20 protein-coding genes are annotated in these 16,498 nt (G+C 56.0%); 15 read left to right on the top strand and 5 right to left on the bottom strand.

What is annotated here, in order from left to right; genetic code table 11:
• The 7 genes from purF to hisP all read left to right on the top strand — a co-directional run bounded on the left by purF (position 1) and on the right by hisP (position 6,529).
• Positions 1–1,518, top strand: a complete 1,518-nt coding sequence (purF, locus tag QLG21_RS03010; protein WP_006176547.1) for an amidophosphoribosyltransferase — start codon at positions 1–3, stop codon at positions 1,516–1,518.
• A gap of 89 nt (positions 1,519–1,607) precedes the next feature.
• Positions 1,608–2,177: a UbiX family flavin prenyltransferase gene (locus tag QLG21_RS03005; RefSeq protein ID WP_058609885.1), complete on the top strand. Its 570-nt coding sequence runs from the start codon at positions 1,608–1,610 to the stop codon at positions 2,175–2,177.
• Between the two features lie 290 nt (positions 2,178–2,467).
• Positions 2,468–3,250 (top strand): lysine/arginine/ornithine ABC transporter substrate-binding protein ArgT, encoded by a 783-nt coding sequence (gene argT / locus QLG21_RS03000; protein ID WP_006176545.1) that lies wholly within the window; start codon positions 2,468–2,470, stop codon positions 3,248–3,250.
• A gap of 226 nt (positions 3,251–3,476) precedes the next feature.
• The gene (hisJ, locus tag QLG21_RS02995) at positions 3,477–4,259 is read left to right on the top strand and encodes a histidine ABC transporter substrate-binding protein HisJ (protein WP_006176544.1); all 783 of its coding nucleotides are present in this window, start codon (positions 3,477–3,479) and stop codon (positions 4,257–4,259) included.
• An 88-nt stretch (positions 4,260–4,347) separates the two neighbouring features.
• Entirely contained in the window at positions 4,348–5,034 is a 687-nt protein-coding gene (locus tag QLG21_RS02990; protein WP_006176543.1) for a histidine ABC transporter permease HisQ, read from the top strand.
• Positions 5,031–5,747, top strand: coding sequence for an ABC transporter permease (locus QLG21_RS02985; RefSeq protein WP_006176542.1), 717 nt, complete (start codon positions 5,031–5,033; stop codon positions 5,745–5,747). Before QLG21_RS02990 ends, QLG21_RS02985 begins: the two co-directional genes overlap by 4 nt.
• Positions 5,748–5,755: 8 nt before the next feature.
• Positions 5,756–6,529, top strand: a complete 774-nt coding sequence (gene hisP, locus QLG21_RS02980) for a histidine ABC transporter ATP-binding protein HisP (protein ID WP_042320620.1) — start codon at positions 5,756–5,758, stop codon at positions 6,527–6,529.
• Between the two features lie 120 nt (positions 6,530–6,649).
• On the opposite strand, the gene QLG21_RS02975 is transcribed toward hisP, so the two are convergent.
• The 4 genes from QLG21_RS02975 to yfcG form a co-directional block, all read right to left on the bottom strand.
• Positions 6,650–7,159 (bottom strand): GNAT family N-acetyltransferase, encoded by a 510-nt coding sequence (locus tag QLG21_RS02975; protein WP_282483855.1) that lies wholly within the window; start codon positions 7,157–7,159, stop codon positions 6,650–6,652.
• A gap of 43 nt (positions 7,160–7,202) precedes the next feature.
• Positions 7,203–8,096, bottom strand: coding sequence for a TIGR01777 family oxidoreductase (locus tag QLG21_RS02970; protein WP_137849438.1), 894 nt, complete (start codon positions 8,094–8,096; stop codon positions 7,203–7,205).
• 13 nt (positions 8,097–8,109) lie between these two features.
• A complete protein-coding gene (gene folX, locus QLG21_RS02965; RefSeq protein ID WP_006176538.1) occupies positions 8,110–8,478 on the bottom strand; it encodes a dihydroneopterin triphosphate 2'-epimerase in 369 nt (122 codons plus the stop codon).
• Positions 8,479–8,553: 75 nt separating this feature from the next.
• Positions 8,554–9,183: a GSH-dependent disulfide bond oxidoreductase gene (yfcG, locus tag QLG21_RS02960; protein ID WP_006176537.1), complete on the bottom strand. Its 630-nt coding sequence runs from the start codon at positions 9,181–9,183 to the stop codon at positions 8,554–8,556.
• 138 nt (positions 9,184–9,321) lie between these two features.
• Between yfcG and yfcF the strand changes: the two genes are divergently transcribed.
• From yfcF to yfcD, 3 genes are read left to right on the top strand one after another with little or no spacing between them, the layout of a single operon-like run.
• The gene (gene yfcF, locus QLG21_RS02955) at positions 9,322–9,966 is read left to right on the top strand and encodes a glutathione transferase (RefSeq protein ID WP_042320328.1); all 645 of its coding nucleotides are present in this window, start codon (positions 9,322–9,324) and stop codon (positions 9,964–9,966) included.
• A gap of 56 nt (positions 9,967–10,022) precedes the next feature.
• Entirely contained in the window at positions 10,023–10,574 is a 552-nt protein-coding gene (yfcE, locus tag QLG21_RS02950) for a phosphodiesterase (protein ID WP_153688070.1), read from the top strand.
• A 55-nt stretch (positions 10,575–10,629) separates the two neighbouring features.
• Positions 10,630–11,184, top strand: a complete 555-nt coding sequence (gene yfcD / locus QLG21_RS02945) for an NUDIX hydrolase YfcD (protein ID WP_006176534.1) — start codon at positions 10,630–10,632, stop codon at positions 11,182–11,184.
• Positions 11,185–11,187: 3 nt separating this feature from the next.
• On the opposite strand, the gene QLG21_RS02940 is transcribed toward yfcD, so the two are convergent.
• Positions 11,188–12,207, bottom strand: a complete 1,020-nt coding sequence (locus tag QLG21_RS02940) for a LacI family DNA-binding transcriptional regulator (RefSeq protein WP_042320326.1) — start codon at positions 12,205–12,207, stop codon at positions 11,188–11,190.
• 237 nt (positions 12,208–12,444) lie between these two features.
• On the opposite strand from QLG21_RS02940, the gene QLG21_RS02935 reads away from it, so the two are divergent.
• The 5 genes from QLG21_RS02935 (at position 12,445) to QLG21_RS02915 (ending at position 16,427) form a co-directional block, all read left to right on the top strand.
• Positions 12,445–12,888, top strand: a complete 444-nt coding sequence (locus QLG21_RS02935) for a PTS sugar transporter subunit IIA (RefSeq protein WP_042320324.1) — start codon at positions 12,445–12,447, stop codon at positions 12,886–12,888.
• An 80-nt stretch (positions 12,889–12,968) separates the two neighbouring features.
• The gene (locus QLG21_RS02930; protein WP_006176530.1) at positions 12,969–13,241 is read left to right on the top strand and encodes a PTS sugar transporter subunit IIB; all 273 of its coding nucleotides are present in this window, start codon (positions 12,969–12,971) and stop codon (positions 13,239–13,241) included.
• Positions 13,242–13,262: 21 nt separating this feature from the next.
• Entirely contained in the window at positions 13,263–14,654 is a 1,392-nt protein-coding gene (locus QLG21_RS02925; RefSeq protein WP_006176529.1) for a PTS ascorbate transporter subunit IIC, read from the top strand.
• Entirely contained in the window at positions 14,651–15,481 is an 831-nt protein-coding gene (locus QLG21_RS02920; protein ID WP_006176528.1) for a transketolase, read from the top strand. Before QLG21_RS02925 ends, QLG21_RS02920 begins: the two co-directional genes overlap by 4 nt.
• Positions 15,474–16,427 (top strand): transketolase family protein, encoded by a 954-nt coding sequence (locus QLG21_RS02915; protein ID WP_137849433.1) that lies wholly within the window; start codon positions 15,474–15,476, stop codon positions 16,425–16,427. The genes QLG21_RS02920 and QLG21_RS02915 overlap by 8 nt, the downstream gene beginning before the upstream one ends.
• Positions 16,428–16,498 lie beyond the last annotated feature (71 nt).

Here is a 16,498-nt window from a genome sequence, read left to right as displayed (position 1 = left end):
ATGTGCGGTATTGTCGGTATCGCCGGTTTCATGCCGGTTAACCAGTCTATTTATGACGCATTATCGGTGCTTCAGCACCGTGGTCAGGATGCTGCGGGTATCATCACCATTGATGCACACAACTGCTTCCGTTTACGTAAGGCAAACGGCCTGGTAAACGATGTGTTTGAAGCCCGCCATATGCAGCGCCTGCAAGGTAATATGGGGATTGGTCACGTTCGTTATCCTACTGCTGGCAGCTCCAGCGCCTCTGAGGCTCAGCCTTTTTACGTCAACTCACCGTACGGCATCACGCTTGCCCACAATGGCAACCTGACCAATGCCCACGAGCTGCGTAAAAAGCTGTTCGAAGAAAAACGTCGCCACATTAACACCACCTCTGATTCTGAAATCCTGCTCAATATCTTTGCCAGCGAGCTGGATAACTTCCGTCACTATCCGCTGGAAGCCGATAACATCTTTGCCGCCGTGGCCGCGACCAACCGCCTGATCCGCGGCGCGTACGCCTGCGTGGCGATGATTATCGGTCACGGTATGGTGGCCTTCCGCGATCCAAACGGCATTCGCCCGCTGGTGCTCGGCAAACGCGATCTCGGCGATGGTCGTACCGAATACATGGTCGCCTCCGAAAGCGTGGCGCTTGATACTCTGGGCTTTGAGTTCCTGCGCGACGTCGCGCCGGGCGAAGCGGTGTACATCACCGAGAAGGGGCAGCTGTTTACCCGCCAGTGTGCCGACAACCCGGTCAGCAACCCGTGCCTGTTCGAATACGTCTACTTCGCGCGTCCGGACTCGTTCATCGACAAGATTTCCGTGTACAGCGCCCGCGTGAACATGGGAACCAAACTGGGTGAAAAGATTGCCCGCGAGTGGGACGATCTGGATATCGACGTGGTTATCCCTATCCCGGAAACCTCCTGCGATATCGCGCTGGAAATTGCCCGTATTCTGGACAAGCCGTACCGTCAGGGTTTTGTGAAAAACCGCTACGTTGGCCGCACCTTCATCATGCCGGGCCAGCAGCTGCGCCGTAAATCCGTGCGCCGCAAGCTGAACGCCAACCGCGCCGAGTTCCGTGACAAGAACGTCCTGCTGGTGGATGACTCCATCGTGCGGGGCACGACGTCTGAGCAGATTATCGAGATGGCGCGTGAAGCCGGGGCGAAGAAAGTGTATCTGGCCTCTGCGGCACCGGAAATTCGCTTCCCGAACGTGTACGGCATTGATATGCCAACCGCCAACGAGCTGATCGCCCATGGCCGCGAAGTGGATGAAATCCGTCAGATCATCGGAGCCGACGGCCTGATTTTCCAGGATCTCAACGATCTGATCGACGCGGTACGTGCCGAGAACCCGGATATTCAGCAGTTCGAATGCTCGGTGTTTAACGGTATCTACGTAACCAAAGACGTTGATCAGCAATATCTCGACTACCTTGATTCGCTGCGTAACGACGACGCGAAAGCCGTCCAGTTGCAAAACGATCTCGAAAGCTTAGAGATGCACAACGAAGGCTAACGCCTGAGCAGGTGAGGGCGGGTGCCCTCACTTGCAACTCCCCGTAAAATCCTGCACAGTCAGCCCTGAATTCAGCAAGGGCAAAAATCATGAAACGACTCATTATCGGGCTTAGCGGTGCCAGCGGTGCCATTTACGGCGTGCGCCTGTTGCAGGTGCTGCGTGACGTACCTGAAGTAGAAACGCATCTGGTGATGAGCCAGGCGGCGCGTCAGACCCTGTCGCTTGAAACCGACCTCTCCCTGCGTGACGTACAGTCGCTGGCTGATGTCGTGCATGATGCCCGCGATATTGCCGCCAGCATCTCCTCTGGCTCGTTTAAAACGGCGGGCATGGTGATCCTGCCGTGTTCCATCAAAACCCTCTCGGGCATTGTGAACAGTTATACCGACACGCTCGTCACCCGCGCAGCCGACGTTGTGCTGAAAGAGCGCCGTCCGCTGGTGCTGTGCGTGCGTGAAACGCCTTTGCACCTGGGCCACCTGCGGTTAATGACCGCGGCTGCGGAGCTGGGGGCGGTGATCATGCCTCCGGTCCCGGCGTTCTATCATCGGCCTAAAAACCTTGACGATGTGATTAACCAGACGGTCAACCGCGTGCTGGATCAGTTTGACATTGACCTGCCTGAAGATCTCTTTACCCGCTGGCAGGGCGCGTGAGTCGCTGCACCGCCTGAGTGCATGAGAAGACAAGTTGCCCTGTTTCAGGGCAAAACTGCAACCGCGATCATATCCTCGACATTTAATTCGTTTTTTCCCTTTTTCTCTCTGCGGTTCGTTCGACAGACCTGCTATCTTTCACCATTAAGGCAATATCGCAACGTTTTATTAACATATTTAACGTCGAAAAATTGACCCGACGTCAAAATGGCATAAGACCTGCAAGAGAAGCCCTGCACGACAACACACAACACAACCATAATAAAATCACGGTACTTGAGGGTAAATGTATGAAGAAGACGGTTCTGGCTCTGTCTTTGCTGGTGGGATTAAGCGCTGCTGCGAGCAGCTACGCAGCGCTTCCACAGACGGTACGTATCGGTACGGACGCCACCTACGCGCCATTCTCTTCGAAGGATGCGAAAGGTGAATTTGTCGGTTTTGATATCGACCTGGGAAATGAGATGTGCAAACGCATGCAGGTGAAATGCACATGGGTGGGCAGCGACTTCGACGCATTGATCCCGTCGCTGAAAGCCAAGAAAATCGACGCCATTATCTCTTCACTCTCCATTACCGAGAAACGTCAGCAGGAGATTGCTTTCTCCGAGAAGCTCTATGCGGCGGATTCTCGTCTGATTGCAGCCAAAGGCTCGCCGATCCAGCCGACGATTGACTCGCTGAAAGGCAAGCACGTGGGTGTGCTTCAGGGCTCGACGCAGGAAGGGTATGCCAATGCCAACTGGCGCGAGAAGGGCGTGGACGTGGTGCCTTATCAGAACCAGGATCTAATTTACTCGGATCTGACTGCCGGGCGTCTGGACGCTGCGTTCCAGGATGAAGTCGCTGCAAGCGAAGGCTTCCTGAAACAGCCTGCGGGCAAAGAGTACGCCTTTGCTGGCCCCTCGGTTAAAGATAAAAAATACTTTGGTGACGGAACCGGTATCGGCCTGCGTAAGGACGACACCGAGCTGAAAGCCGCCTTTGATAAAGCGTTTACCGAACTGCGCAAAGACGGCACCTACGACAAGCTGGCGAAGAAGTATTTCGACTTCAACGTATACGGTGATTAAGACGGACGGTGATGCCCCGAAACGGTGCGCTTCGGGGCGCGAATGAGCCAATATGGTGCAGTGCGTGCACCATATTGGTTCGGCTCGTGCATAGTTAAGCACTAATAATGCAAAAAATACCGCCCGAAAGGCATTAATCTTTGCCTGACAGAGGGGATTAATGGCACATTAACGGCACCCCGTCGTCGTAAAAATCCCGTATGAAGACAGTCTGTTGAGGATAGATATGAAAAAACTGGTGTTGTCCCTTTCTCTGGTGCTGGCCTTTTCCAGCGCTACCGCGGCATTCGCAGCGATCCCGCAAAAAATTCGTATCGGTACCGATCCAACCTATGCCCCCTTCGAATCGAAGAATGCGAAGGGTGAACTGGTCGGTTTTGACATCGATCTGGCTAATGAGCTGTGCAAACGCATCAAAGCGCAATGTACCTACGTTGAGAACCCGCTGGATGCGCTGATCCCATCGCTGAAAGCGAAAAAAATCGACGTTATCATGTCTTCTCTCTCCATCACCGAAAAACGCCAGCAGGAGATTGCCTTTACGGACAAGCTGTATGCGGCAGATTCCCGACTGGTGGTGGCGAAATCCTCTGATATCCAGCCAACCCTTGACTCCCTGAAAGGCAAGCGCGTCGGCGTTCTGCAGGGCACGACTCAGGAAACCTATGGCAATGAGCACTGGGCACCGAAAGGGATTGAGATTGTCTCCTATCAGGGCCAGGAAAACATCTACGCTGACCTGACGGCAGGCCGTATCGACGCGGCGTTCCAGGATGAAGTCGCGGCGAGCGAAGGCTTCCTGAAGCAGCCGGTGGGTAAAGACTATAAGTTCGGCGGTCCGTCTATTAAGGACGAAAAACTCTTTGGCGTCGGCACCGGTATGGGCCTGCGCAAAGAAGACAACGAACTGCGTGAAGCGCTAAACAAAGCGTTCGCGGAAATGCGTGCTGACGGCACGTACGACAAACTGGCCAAAAAATACTTCGATTTTAATGTTTACGGCGGCTAATCGCTCCGTCAAATAACGTGCGGCCCCTCCCCGTGTGGGAGGGGAAAAGACACGGTTTCACCACTCACGACACGACAGGGCAGGCGGTATGCTGTACGGATTTTCTGGCGTTATTTTACAGGGCGCGCTTGTCACCCTGGAGCTGGCTCTTAGCTCCGTGGTACTCGCCGTGCTGATAGGACTGGCGGGGGCGGGAGCAAAGCTGTCGGCAAATAAACCGCTCGCGCTGATTTTTGAAGGCTATACCACGCTGATTCGCGGCGTGCCTGATCTGGTCCTGATGCTGCTGATTTTTTACGGTCTGCAGATTGCGCTGAACGGCGTAACGGATGCCATCGGCATGGACCAGATTGATATTGACCCGATGGTGGCCGGTATCATTACTCTCGGTTTTATCTACGGGGCGTACTTCACCGAAACCTTCCGTGGCGCGTACATGGCGGTGCCGAAGGGCCATATCGAAGCGGCGACCGCATTTGGTTTCACCTCCTCACAGACGTTTCGCCGGATCATGTTCCCGGCCATGATGCGCTATGCGCTTCCGGGCATCGGTAACAACTGGCAGGTTATCCTCAAAGCCACGGCGCTGGTTTCCCTGCTCGGCCTGGAAGATGTCGTGAAAGCGACCCAGCTGGCGGGCAAGAGTACCTGGGAACCCTTCTATTTTGCCGTCGTCTGCGGGGTGATCTATCTGGTCTTTACGACCGCCTCCAACGGCGTGCTGCTTCTGCTCGAACGTCGCTACTCCGTGGGTGTGAAGAGGGCTGACCTGTGATTGAGATTATTCAGGAATACTGGAAAGCGCTGCTGTGGACGGATGGCTACCGTTTTACCGGCGTGGCGATTACGCTGTGGCTGCTGATCTCCTCGGTGGTGATGGGCGGCATTCTGGCCATTTTTCTCGCCATTGGCCGCGTGTCCAACAATAAATACATCCGCTTCCCGATCTGGCTGTTCACCTACGTGTTCCGCGGTACGCCGCTGTATGTGCAGCTGCTGGTGTTCTATTCAGGCATGTATACGCTGGAGATAGTGAAAGGCACCGAGATGCTGAACGCCTTCTTTCGCAGCGGTTTGAACTGTACGGTGCTGGCGTTAACGCTGAATACCTGCGCTTACACCACCGAGATCTTCGCTGGCGCCATTCGCTCTGTACCCTACGGTGAAATTGAGGCGGCGCGCGCGTACGGCTTTTCGTCGGTTAAGCTTTACCGCTGCATCATTCTGCCGTCGGCGCTGCGCATTGCGCTGCCTGCCTACAGCAACGAAGTGATTTTGATGCTGCACTCAACCGCGCTGGCCTTCACCGCAACGGTCCCGGACCTGCTGAAGATTGCCCGTGATATTAACTCCGCGACCTATCAGCCCTTTACCGCCTTCGGGATTGCAGCGGTGCTCTATTTAATTATTTCATACGTCCTGATTAGCCTGTTCCGCAAGGCGGAAAAACGCTGGCTGCAGCATATAAAACCTTCTTCGACGCACTGAGAATGATGATGGCTGAGAACAAATTAAACGTAATTGATTTGCACAAACGCTACGGCGAACACGAAGTGCTGAAAGGGGTATCGCTGCAGGCTGATGCAGGCGACGTGATCAGTATTATCGGCTCATCCGGTTCCGGTAAAAGTACTTTCCTGCGCTGCATTAACTTCCTCGAAAAACCGAGTGAAGGCCAGATTGTGGTGAGCGGACAGAACATTAATCTGGTCCGTGACAAAGACGGCCAGCTGAAGGTGGCGGATAAAAACCAGCTGCGGTTGTTGCGCACGCGCCTGACCATGGTGTTTCAGCATTTCAATCTCTGGAGCCACATGACGGTGCTGGAGAATGTGATGGAGGCACCGATTCAGGTGCTGGGGTTGAGCAAGCAGGAAGCGCGCGAGCGGGCGGTGAAATACCTGGCGAAAGTGGGTATTGATGAACGCCAGCAGATCAAATACCCGGTGCATCTCTCCGGCGGCCAGCAGCAGCGTGTCTCTATCGCCCGCGCGCTGGCAATGGAGCCAGAGGTGCTGCTGTTCGACGAACCCACCTCGGCGCTTGACCCTGAACTCGTTGGCGAAGTGCTGCGCATCATGCAGAAGCTGGCCGAAGAGGGCAAAACGATGGTGGTGGTGACGCACGAGATGGGCTTTGCACGTAACGTCTCGAACCACGTCATTTTCCTGCATCAGGGGAAAATTGAGGAGCAGGGACACCCGGACGAGGTGTTAGCGAACCCACAAAGTCCGCGCTTGCAGCAATTTTTGAAAGGATCGTTGAAGTAGTTTTTGCCCTTCTCCTTCTACTTCTCCCTCTCCCGTGGGAGAGGGGGCATCAGGCCACAGCGCAGTCAGTCGCCCGGTGGCGCTTCGCTTACCGGGCCTGATAAATCGGGCCCAGGGTACTCAAACCGCACCGCGCTCCAGCCGATATCCCCAGTCGTCATACCGCACGCCGTCAATCTCGTATGCCTTCTCAAGCACCTGCGTGCGCACAAACCCGGCTTTCTCCAGCACCCGTACCGACCCGATGTTATCCGCCAGCACCCAGGCGTTAATCGCCTTCACGCTTGTCTGATTAAACGCATAATCACACACCGCGCGCAGCGCTTCGCTGGCAATGCCTTTCCCCTGTGCGGCGGGGACGACGGTGTAGCCGATGTCCGCTTCTTCACGGTTTTCCGGGCTAATTTGCAGGCCAATGTCGCCGAGCGGGGTGTCGTCGTCATGCAGACGAATGACAAATACATGCCCCGCCGTCAGACGCGCGGCAAAGACGCGTCGCGTCTCTTTTTCCGGGGCGATAGCGGCCATATAGCGCATAACGGAGCGGTCTTCACGCAGGCTGCGGAAGAATGCCCAGTCAGAGGGTTCGAAAGGAGTAAGTGAAAGTCGGGAGGTTGTGATGGTTGCCATTATTACGCCCGGTCAGCTGAACAGGCGTATAAATGTAACATATTCACCGCACCACATCCCCCAGCGCCTCTTCCAGGTCATGCCAGCGGAACGTAAATCCGGACGCTTCCAGCCGTTTTGGCAGCGCGCGCTGACCACCCAGCACCAGTACCGATGATTCGCCCATCAACAGCCGAATTGCGGTGGCAGGGGCGCGCAGCACCGCTGGGCGATGCAGAGCATGTCCCAGCGCGTGCGCAAACTGCTCGTTACGAACCGGGTATGGCGAGACCATGTTAAACGGCCCGCGCAGGTCGTTATCCAGCAGCCAGATAATGCCGTTGACCATATCGTCGATATGGATCCAGGCGAGATACTGACGGCCATTGCCGATGGGGCCACCGAGACCGAGCTTAAAGGGAGGGACCATTTTGCCCAGAATGCCGCCTTTCGGGGCCAGGACGACGCCAGTGCGCAGCAGACAGACGCGGGTTTTATCGCTCTGCGCGCCGCAGGCGATCTGCTCCCAGCGTGCGCAAAGTTTGTGGGTAAATTCGTTGTGTGGCGGCTCCTCTTCGGTGACCACCACTTCGCCGAGATCGCCATAATAACCTGCCGCCGAGCCGGAAATCAGCACCGACGGCGGCGTGTCGCTATTGCGGAAAAGCTCGACCAGCTTTTCGGTAATGTTCCACCGGCTGTGGCACAACCGCTGTTTCTGCTCCTGAGTCCAGCGCTTGTCGGCGATAGGCTCACCCGCGAGGTTAATGACGGCGTCAAAGCCGTCCAGATTCTGCTTATCCGCCAGCCCTTTCCAGACCTCAACGCCGCTACCCAGCGCCTGACGCGCTTTCTCCGGGCTGCGCGTCACCACGGTAATTTCGTGATGCAACGCCTGCAGGCGCGGGATGAGATGACGACCAATCAGGCCGGTACCGCCGGTCAGCAGAATCTTCATATAACCTCCAGGTTTACGCGTCGCGTCGCCAGCCTAGCGTCATCGAGACGGAGTCGGCGTAGCGCAGAGCGTGAAGTTTATCGATCTCGACTTCAGCATAAGTGACCCAGTGATGTTCGCGTGCGATATCGAGCACATCCTGAGTTAATTTTTCCAGCAGGAAGAAACGGTTGTTTTCAACGTACTGGATGATCTCTTTGGTAATGGTGCGATAGTTCAGCGCATCATTAATATCTTCACTGGCGCGCGCCTTGTCCGCCGGGTAATGGATGGTCACGTTGACCACGATATCCTGACGGTTGACGATCTCTTCCTCTTTAATACCGATGAACGTGCGTAAGCGTAGATTTTTTATACGAATAATAGCGTCTTGCTGCGACATTGCAGGTCTTCTCCGTGTCAGTCATGCCTCCCCATCATACATGAGAGCCTGACCCGCACCCAACCGGGCACAGGCCTAAATCTGCTGGATCTTTTGCATCGCGCGCTCGGTCGCAGGGCGAGTCCGGATGCGCTCGAACCAGTTATTGACGGCCGGGTAAGAGGCTAAATCGATGCGGTGGCGCACATGGGTATTCACCCACGGCCAGCAGGCGATATCGGCAATGCTGTAGTGATCGCCCCCGAGCCACGGTGATTTCTCCAGCCGACGGTTAAGCACGCCGTAGAGCCGCTGCGTTTCCACCTGATAGCGCTCAATAGCGTAAGGGATCGGCTGCGGGGCATAGGCGGTGAAATGGTGATTTTGCCCAAGCATCGGCCCCAGGCCGCTCGTCTGCCAGAAAAGCCATTGCAGCGTATGGTGGCGCTCGCGCAGTTCCCCACTCAGCAGCTGGCCGGTTTTCTCCGCCAGATAAAGCAAAATCTCGCCGGATTCAAACAGGCTCAGCGGCCGCCCTCCGTCAGCGGGCAGGTTATCGATAATGGCCGGGATTTTATTGTTTGGCGAAATCGCCAGAAAAACGGGCCGGAACTGATCGCCCTTGCTGATATCCACGCGGATGATCCGGTAATCGAGTTCGGCCTCTTCGAGAAAAAGGGTGATTTTATGGCCGTTAGGGGTGGGCGCATAATAGAGATCTATCATTCTTAACTCCTGTCATTGCAAACCGTAATGCCATAAAAGGAGTATAGGTGCATGTTGAAAATCGTGAGTTTTCATCAAGTGACAGCGAAGCAAAGAGATTATATGTTGAGTGAAAACCGATCAGCCGATGAGGATGTTATGAACCAGCCCGTAATCACATTGTGGTCCGATGCGAATTTCTTTTCACCCTATGTTCTGAGCGCTTACGTGGCGCTGGCCGAAAAAGGGCTCTCTTTTACCCTTAAAACCGTTGATCTGGACGGCGGTGAGCATCTTAAACCGCAGTGGCAGGGGTACGCACAAACGCGACGCGTACCGATGCTGGACATCGACGGCTTCACGCTGAGCGAATCCTCGGCGATCGATGAGTATCTCGAAGATCGCTTTGCACCACCGGAATGGGAACGCATTTATCCACACGATCTGCAAAAACGGGCCCGTGCCCGCCAGATCCAGGCCTGGCTGCGCAGCGATCTGGTGCCAGTTCGCGTCGAACGTTCAACCGACGTGGTGTTTGCCGGCGTGAAAAAGCCCACGCTCAGTGAAGAGGGGCTGCTCAGCGCGCAAAAGCTGATCGATACGGCATCGTCACTGCTGGCTCACGGTAATCCAAATCTCTTTGGCGAATGGTGCATCGCCGACACCGATCTTGCCCTGATGCTCAATCGCCTGATCCTTAACGGCGATGCCGTGCCGCAGCTGCTGGTGGATTATGCGGCGTTCCAGTGGCAGCGGGCGTCAGTGCAGCGTTTTGTGGCACTCTCCGCTAAGCGCGCGGGCTGATAAGCCCTGGCGCATAAGGTATGATAGGGGCAGTTTATTTTCCTGAGGAATGACTGATGAAACTCATGTTTGCGTCGGATATCCATGGATCGCTGCCCGCGACCGAGCGTGTTCTTTCTCTGTTCGCCCAAAGCGGGGCGCAGTGGCTCATCATTCTGGGCGACGTGTTAAATCACGGCCCGCGAAACGCGTTGCCGGAAGGCTATGCCCCGGCGCAGGTCGCTGAAAAGCTTAATGCCTGTGCGTCGCGCATTATCGCCGTGCGCGGCAACTGCGACAGCGAAGTGGACCAGATGCTGCTGCACTTTCCCATCACCGCGCCCTGGCAGCAGGTGCTGCTGGAAAAATGCCGTCTGTTTTTAACCCACGGACACCTTTTTGGCCCGGATGCGCTTCCCGCGCTGGCGGCTGGCGATGTCCTGGTTTATGGCCATACTCATATTCCGGTCGCGGAAAAACGTGGCGAGATTTATCACTTTAACCCCGGTTCGGTTAGCATCCCAAAAGGGGGATACCCTGCAAGCTATGGCATGCTGGATGAGAATTCATTACGCGTAATCGCACTTAATGATCAGCAAGTTATTGCGCAGGTAGAGATTAATCCGTAAGTTACACCTCAACTGCAAACGCGCCGAAAGAGCGCTTAGACGAGAAGGTTTCCCGATGGTGGAGCAGAGTCATTTGGCAAGTACAGAATGGGTTGACATTGTCAGCGAAGAAAATGAAGTGATCGCGCAGGCCAGCCGCGCACAAATGCGTGCGGAGCGTCTGCGTCACCGTGCGACGTATATCGTGGTGCATGATGGAATGGGCAAAATTCTGGTCCAGCGCCGCACGGACACCAAAGATTTTCTACCCGGTATGCTGGATGCCACCGCGGGCGGCGTGGTACAGGCAGATGAAGTGCTGCTGGATTCTGCGCGCCGTGAAGCGGAAGAAGAGTTAGGGATCGCTGGCGTGCCGTTTGCCGAGCACGGTCAGTTCTATTTCGAAGACGAACATTGCCGCGTCTGGGGCGGGCTGTTCAGCTGCGTTTCCCACGGGCCGTTCGCCCTGCAGGAAGAAGAGGTGAGCGAGGTCAGCTGGATGACGCCAGAAGAGATCACCGCACGCTGTGATGAGTTCACGCCGGATTCGTTAAAAGCGCTGGCGCTGTGGATGACCCGCAACGCCAAAAATGAATCCACCCGACCGGAAAAAGAAGAAGAGGCTGAATAAGCCTTAACAACTCTCCCGCAGACACAGACTGGACGCGATGGGTTTATGCTCGCGCCAGTCTCCGTCATTCAGACGTTCCAGCAAGGCTTTCCCCGCTTCCACACCAATTTTCCGATGCGGTACCGCCATTGTTGTCAGCGGCGGCTGACAGACGCGGCTGACGTCGCTATCCCCAAAGCCTACTACGGCCAAATCATCCGGTACTTTGATGCGACGACGCTGACACTCGTAGAGCGCACCGCAGGCCAGTTCGTCCGACACGCAGACCAGCGCATCCAGCTCCGGCCACGCCAACAGAAATTCCGGCAGCTGCGCCGCACCCGTGGAAAAGACGGGCGGCATGGCGGCGTTAATCACCCGGTTGGGCGACATATGATGGCGAAGCATGGCCTTGTACCAGCCCTGCAGGTGCTGCTGGAAAATCCACTGCTCCTGATTAGCGCACAGCAGGCCGATATTCTGGTAACCGCGCTGGATCACCGTTTCGGTCAGCTCATACATCGCGGCGACGTTATCAATTCCGATATTCATATCAATGGGATCGGCGCGCATGGCCCCCATCTCCATTACCGGAATCGAGGCATTTTTCAGCCAGTGGCGCACGGTGTCGCTATGCTCGACGCTCAGTAAAATCGCCGCGGCAATGTTCGACGCCAGCAGCGTTTCCAGCAATTTTTCTTCCTGCTCAAGTCGGTGCTGAGATTCCGCCAGCATGATTTGATATCCGGCAGGCTGCAGCACCTGCTGTAGCCCGGCGAACATTTCCGAGCAGCCTGCTTCGGAAAGATTTGGAACGACCATCGCAATCGTCCATGACGAGGCCGATGCCAGCGCGCTGGCAGCGAGATTGGGCATATAACCCAGTTCCTGCACAGCGGCTTCAATTTTTTCACGCAGTTTATCGGAAACTTGCTCGGGCGTGCGGAGCGCACGGGACACGGTCATTGTGCCTACACCGGCAAGCTGTGCGACATCGGCAAGTGTCACTTTACCAGTACTGCGCCGTTTTCGGGTTAGAGACATACACCTTCCTGCTGACCAGACGCGTTCTTATTGTCATCCTTCGCTTCACGTGAAACGCAGTATACGCCTTAAATCCCTTTTTTTGCTGTGATTTAACCCGATGATTACAATTTGATAGCGCTATCACACTTCTGCATGTTCGTCGTTGGTAGCGCTATCTTTGTGACCGCGATCGCAGCGAATAGCGCAGGCGTTGAATAAAGTTTGCTCATCTTTTGGGGTATGGCGGGAGGAGAAATGCTCAAAACGTGGCTAAACGAGACAACCATTACGCTCAGGGATAGCGTCGACAGCTGGTCGCAGGCGCTGGCGCTGTGCGCGCAACCGCTGCTGGAGCAGCAGGTGATTTCGCCGGCATACGTGACGGCCATCATCGAGCAGCATCACGCCTTAGGGCCGTACTATGTGCTGGCACCAGGTCTGGCGATGCCGCATGCGCGGCCAGAGGAAGGGGCTAACGGGTTGGGGCTGTCATTATTAAAGCTGAATCAGGGCGTCTCATTCGGCGCGGGAGAATTCGACCCGGTTGATGTGATAGTGATGCTGGCGGCACCGGACAAAAATAGCCATATCGACGCACTCTCCGCGCTGGCTGAATTATTTTCCAGCGAGGATGACATGGCCAAATTACACCGGGCGAATACGCTGGAGGAGATAAAAATTATCGTCGACCGCTTCTGATTTACTGATTTCATCCGATTCTTCACAACATTACGCACCAGCGTGATGGGGCGTACTCTACACCAAAAAAGGGGCTAACAATGAAAATCATGGCTATTTGCGGTTCTGGCCTGGGCAGCAGTTTCATGGTCGAAATGAATATTAAAAAAGTCCTTAAAAAACTGGAGATCGACGCGGAGGTAGAGCACTCCGATCTCTCTTCCGCTACGCCGGGGGCGGCCGATCTCTTTGTGATGGCAAAGGATATCGCGGCCAGCGCCAGCGTGCCGGAAAGCCAGCTGGTGGTGATCAACAACATCATCGATATCAACGAACTCGAAGCGCAGCTGCGCGCCTGGTTCGACAGACAATAATCCTGATTAGGCGAGGTGGATATGTTTATCCTTGAAACGCTGAATTTCGTTGTTGATATTTTAAAAGTCCCTTCTGTGCTGGTGGGATTAATTGCGTTAATTGGTCTGGTTGCGCAGAAAAAAGCCTTTTCTGACGTCGTCAAAGGGACAATTAAAACCATTCTGGGTTTTATTGTGCTGGGCGGTGGGGCCACCGTGCTGGTGGGATCGTTAAATCCTTTAGGCGGGATGTTTGAGCACGCCTTTACCATTCAGGGCATTATTCCAAACAATGAAGCGATTGTTTCTATTGCGCTGGAAAAATACGGTGCCTCTACCGCGCTGATTATGGCCTTCGGGATGGTGGCAAATATTATTGTTGCCCGCTTTACCCGTTTGAAATACATCTTCCTGACCGGACACCACACTTTCTATATGGCGTGCATGATTGGCGTGATCCTGACGGTGGCGGGCTTCGAGGGCGTGGGGCTGGTCTTTACCGGCTCGTTGATCCTCGGCCTGGTAATGGCCTTCTTCCCGGCGATCGCCCAGCGTTATATGAAGCGGATTACCGGTACCGATGATATCGCCTTCGGCCACTTCGGCACGCTGGGATATGTGTTGTCCGGCTGGATTGGCAGCCGCTTCGGCAAAGGCTCGCGCTCGACGGAAGAGATGAACCTGCCGAAAAACCTCAGCTTCCTGCGCGACAGCTCGATCTCCATCTCGCTGACCATGATGATTATCTACCTGATCATGGCGGTAAGCGCCGGTCGTGAGTACGTTGAGGGCACCTTCAGCGGCGGCCAGAACTATCTGGTCTACGCCATCATCATGGCGATCACCTTCGCTGCCGGGGTATTTATCATCCTGCAGGGCGTGCGTCTGATTCTGGCGGAAATCGTGCCGGCCTTTACCGGCTTCTCCGAAAAACTGGTGCCTAATGCGCGCCCCGCGCTGGACTGTCCGGTGGTTTACCCCTATGCGCCCAACGCGGTACTGATTGGTTTTCTGTTTAGCTTCCTCGGCGGCCTGGTCGGGTTGTTCATCTGCGGCCAGTTCAGCTGGGTGCTGATCCTGCCGGGCGTGGTGCCGCACTTCTTCACCGGCGCAACCGCAGGCGTGTTTGGCAACGCCACGGGCGGGCGTCGCGGAGCGATGATCGGCGCGTTTGCCAACGGTCTGCTGATCACTTTCCTGCCAGTGCTGCTGTTGCCGGTGCTGGGCGCTATCGGCTTTGCCAACACCACCTTCTCCGACGCTGATTTCGGCGCGGTCGGCATTGTGCTGGGCAATCTGGCGCGCTTCCTGTCGCCGCTTGCCATCACCGGACTTGTGGTTGCGTTGTTTGCTCTGCTGGTGGCGTACAACGTGTTCGCTAAAAACAAAACCGCGGGCGAGAGCGCGCAGGAAAATACCGGAGCTAAATCATGAATGTGAAAGAAGTCACCCAACTGGCGCGTGATATCCGCCTCGAAACCCTGAAGGCGCTGACGCAGCTCGGTTTTGGGCACTACGGCGGCAGCATGTCGGTTGTCGAAACGCTGGCCGTGCTGTACGGCGCAGTGATGAAGATCGACCCGGCCGACCCGGACTGGCCCGAGCGCGACTATTTTGTGCTGTCAAAAGGCCATGCTGGCCCGGCGCTGTATAGCACTCTGGCGATTAAGGGCTACTTCCCGATAGAAGAGCTGAGCACGCTGAACCACAACGGGACGCGTTTGCCCAGCCACCCGGACCGCCTGAAAACGCGCGGCGTCGATGCCACCACCGGCTCGCTGGGGCAGGGGATCTCCATTGCTGGCGGCATGGCGCTGTCGCACAAGCTGGCGGGCAGGCCAAACCGGGTCTTCTGCATTGTTGGCGATGGTGAACTCAATGAAGGCCAGTGCTGGGAGGCGTTCCAGTTTATTGCCCACCATCGCCTGAACAACCTGACGATATTTGTGGACTGGAATAAGCAGCAGCTTGACGGTGAGCTGGATGAAATCATCTGCGCGTTTGACCTTGAAGGCAAATTCCGCGCCTTCGGGTATGACGTGGTGACGGTGAAAGGCGACGACATCCCGACGCTGCTGGAGGTTACATCACGGGTGCCGGAGGCCAATGCGCGCCCGCGGGTGGTGATCCTCGACAGCATTAAAGGGCAGGGGGTGCCGTATCTTGAGCAGCTCGGCAATTCGCACCACCTGCGTTTAACAGAGGAGAGCAAAGCGGCGCTTAACGAGACGATCCGCCAACTGGAGGCTTCACATGATTAAGATTGCACCCGCAGGACAGAAAGATGCCATCGAGATGCGCAAAGTCTACGCCGGTTTTGTAGCCAAACAGATCGAAGCCGGAAGCGAGATCATCGCGCTGGAAGCCGACCTGATGAGCTCCATGGCGATGGACGGCGTGGCGCGCGATTATCCCCGGCATGTGATCAACTGCGGCATTATGGAGGCGAACGTGATCGGGACGGCCGCCGGGCTGTCGCTGACCGGGCGCAAGCCGTTCGTCCATACGTTTACCGCCTTCGCCAGCCGTCGCTGCTTCGACCAGCTGTTTATGTCCCTGGACTACCAGCGCAACAACGTGAAGGTTATCGCCTCGGACGCGGGCGTGACCGCCTGTCACAACGGCGGCACGCACATGTCGTTTGAGGATATGGGCATCGTGCGTGGTCTGGCCCATTCGGTGGTGCTGGAGGTGACCGACGCGGTGATGTTTGAGGATGTGCTGCGCCAGCTTATTGACCTTGAGGGGTTCTACTGGGTGCGCACCATTCGCAAGCAGGCACCGAGCGTGTATGCCCCGGGGTCAACCTTTACCCTTGGCAAAGGCAACGTGCTGCGAGAGGGGAGCGATATTACGCTGATCGCCAACGGCATTATGGTTGCAGAAGCGCTGGAGGCGGCGCGCCAGCTGGAGCAGGAGGGCGTGAGCGCGGCGGTGATAGACATGTTCACCCTCAAGCCCATCGACCGGATGCTGGTGAAAAACTACGCCGAAAAAACCGGGCGCATCGTGACCTGTGAAAACCACAGTATTCATAACGGGCTGGGATCGGCGGTGGCCGAAGTGCTGGTGGAAACCTGCCCGGTACCGATGCGGCGGGTGGGGGTGAAGGAGCGTTACGGCCAGGTGGGGACGCAGGACTTTCTGCAGAAGGAGTATGGCCTGACGGCGCATGACATTGTGTCGGCGGCGCGAGAGTTGCTGTAAATAAAAAAGGCGACCGTGAGGTCGCCTTTTTGTTGCCCGGTGGCGCTGGCGCTTACCGGGCCTACGGTCCT

This window comes from Enterobacter sp. V87_3 (assembly GCF_029967835.1).
In the GTDB taxonomy this organism is placed as follows: Bacteria; Pseudomonadota; Gammaproteobacteria; order Enterobacterales; family Enterobacteriaceae; genus Enterobacter; species Enterobacter cancerogenus.
This window is presented reverse-complemented; position numbering and strand designations above follow the sequence as displayed.

Bases quoted from the DNA above. Each gene is read 5' to 3' on its own strand.
- purF (WP_006176547.1), top strand. From the start codon at position 1: ATGTGCGGTATTGTCGGTATCGCCGGTTTCATGCCGGTTAACCAGTCT.
- QLG21_RS03005 (WP_058609885.1), top strand. From the start codon at position 1,608: ATGAAACGACTCATTATCGGGCTTAGCGGTGCCAGCGGTGCCATTTAC.
- argT (WP_006176545.1), top strand. From the start codon at position 2,468: ATGAAGAAGACGGTTCTGGCTCTGTCTTTGCTGGTGGGATTAAGCGCT.
- hisJ (WP_006176544.1), top strand. From the start codon at position 3,477: ATGAAAAAACTGGTGTTGTCCCTTTCTCTGGTGCTGGCCTTTTCCAGC.
- QLG21_RS02990 (WP_006176543.1), top strand. From the start codon at position 4,348: ATGCTGTACGGATTTTCTGGCGTTATTTTACAGGGCGCGCTTGTCACC.
- hisP (WP_042320620.1), top strand. From the start codon at position 5,756: ATGGCTGAGAACAAATTAAACGTAATTGATTTGCACAAACGCTACGGC.
- QLG21_RS02975 (WP_282483855.1), bottom strand. From the start codon at position 7,159: ATGGCAACCATCACAACCTCCCGACTTTCACTTACTCCTTTCGAACCC.
- QLG21_RS02970 (WP_137849438.1), bottom strand. From the start codon at position 8,096: ATGAAGATTCTGCTGACCGGCGGTACCGGCCTGATTGGTCGTCATCTC.
- folX (WP_006176538.1), bottom strand. From the start codon at position 8,478: ATGTCGCAGCAAGACGCTATTATTCGTATAAAAAATCTACGCTTACGC.
- yfcG (WP_006176537.1), bottom strand. From the start codon at position 9,183: ATGATAGATCTCTATTATGCGCCCACCCCTAACGGCCATAAAATCACC.
- yfcF (WP_042320328.1), top strand. From the start codon at position 9,322: ATGAACCAGCCCGTAATCACATTGTGGTCCGATGCGAATTTCTTTTCA.
- yfcE (WP_153688070.1), top strand. From the start codon at position 10,023: ATGAAACTCATGTTTGCGTCGGATATCCATGGATCGCTGCCCGCGACC.
- yfcD (WP_006176534.1), top strand. From the start codon at position 10,630: ATGGTGGAGCAGAGTCATTTGGCAAGTACAGAATGGGTTGACATTGTC.
- QLG21_RS02940 (WP_042320326.1), bottom strand. From the start codon at position 12,207: ATGTCTCTAACCCGAAAACGGCGCAGTACTGGTAAAGTGACACTTGCC.
- QLG21_RS02935 (WP_042320324.1), top strand. From the start codon at position 12,445: ATGCTCAAAACGTGGCTAAACGAGACAACCATTACGCTCAGGGATAGC.
- QLG21_RS02930 (WP_006176530.1), top strand. From the start codon at position 12,969: ATGAAAATCATGGCTATTTGCGGTTCTGGCCTGGGCAGCAGTTTCATG.
- QLG21_RS02925 (WP_006176529.1), top strand. From the start codon at position 13,263: ATGTTTATCCTTGAAACGCTGAATTTCGTTGTTGATATTTTAAAAGTC.
- QLG21_RS02920 (WP_006176528.1), top strand. From the start codon at position 14,651: ATGAATGTGAAAGAAGTCACCCAACTGGCGCGTGATATCCGCCTCGAA.
- QLG21_RS02915 (WP_137849433.1), top strand. From the start codon at position 15,474: ATGATTAAGATTGCACCCGCAGGACAGAAAGATGCCATCGAGATGCGC.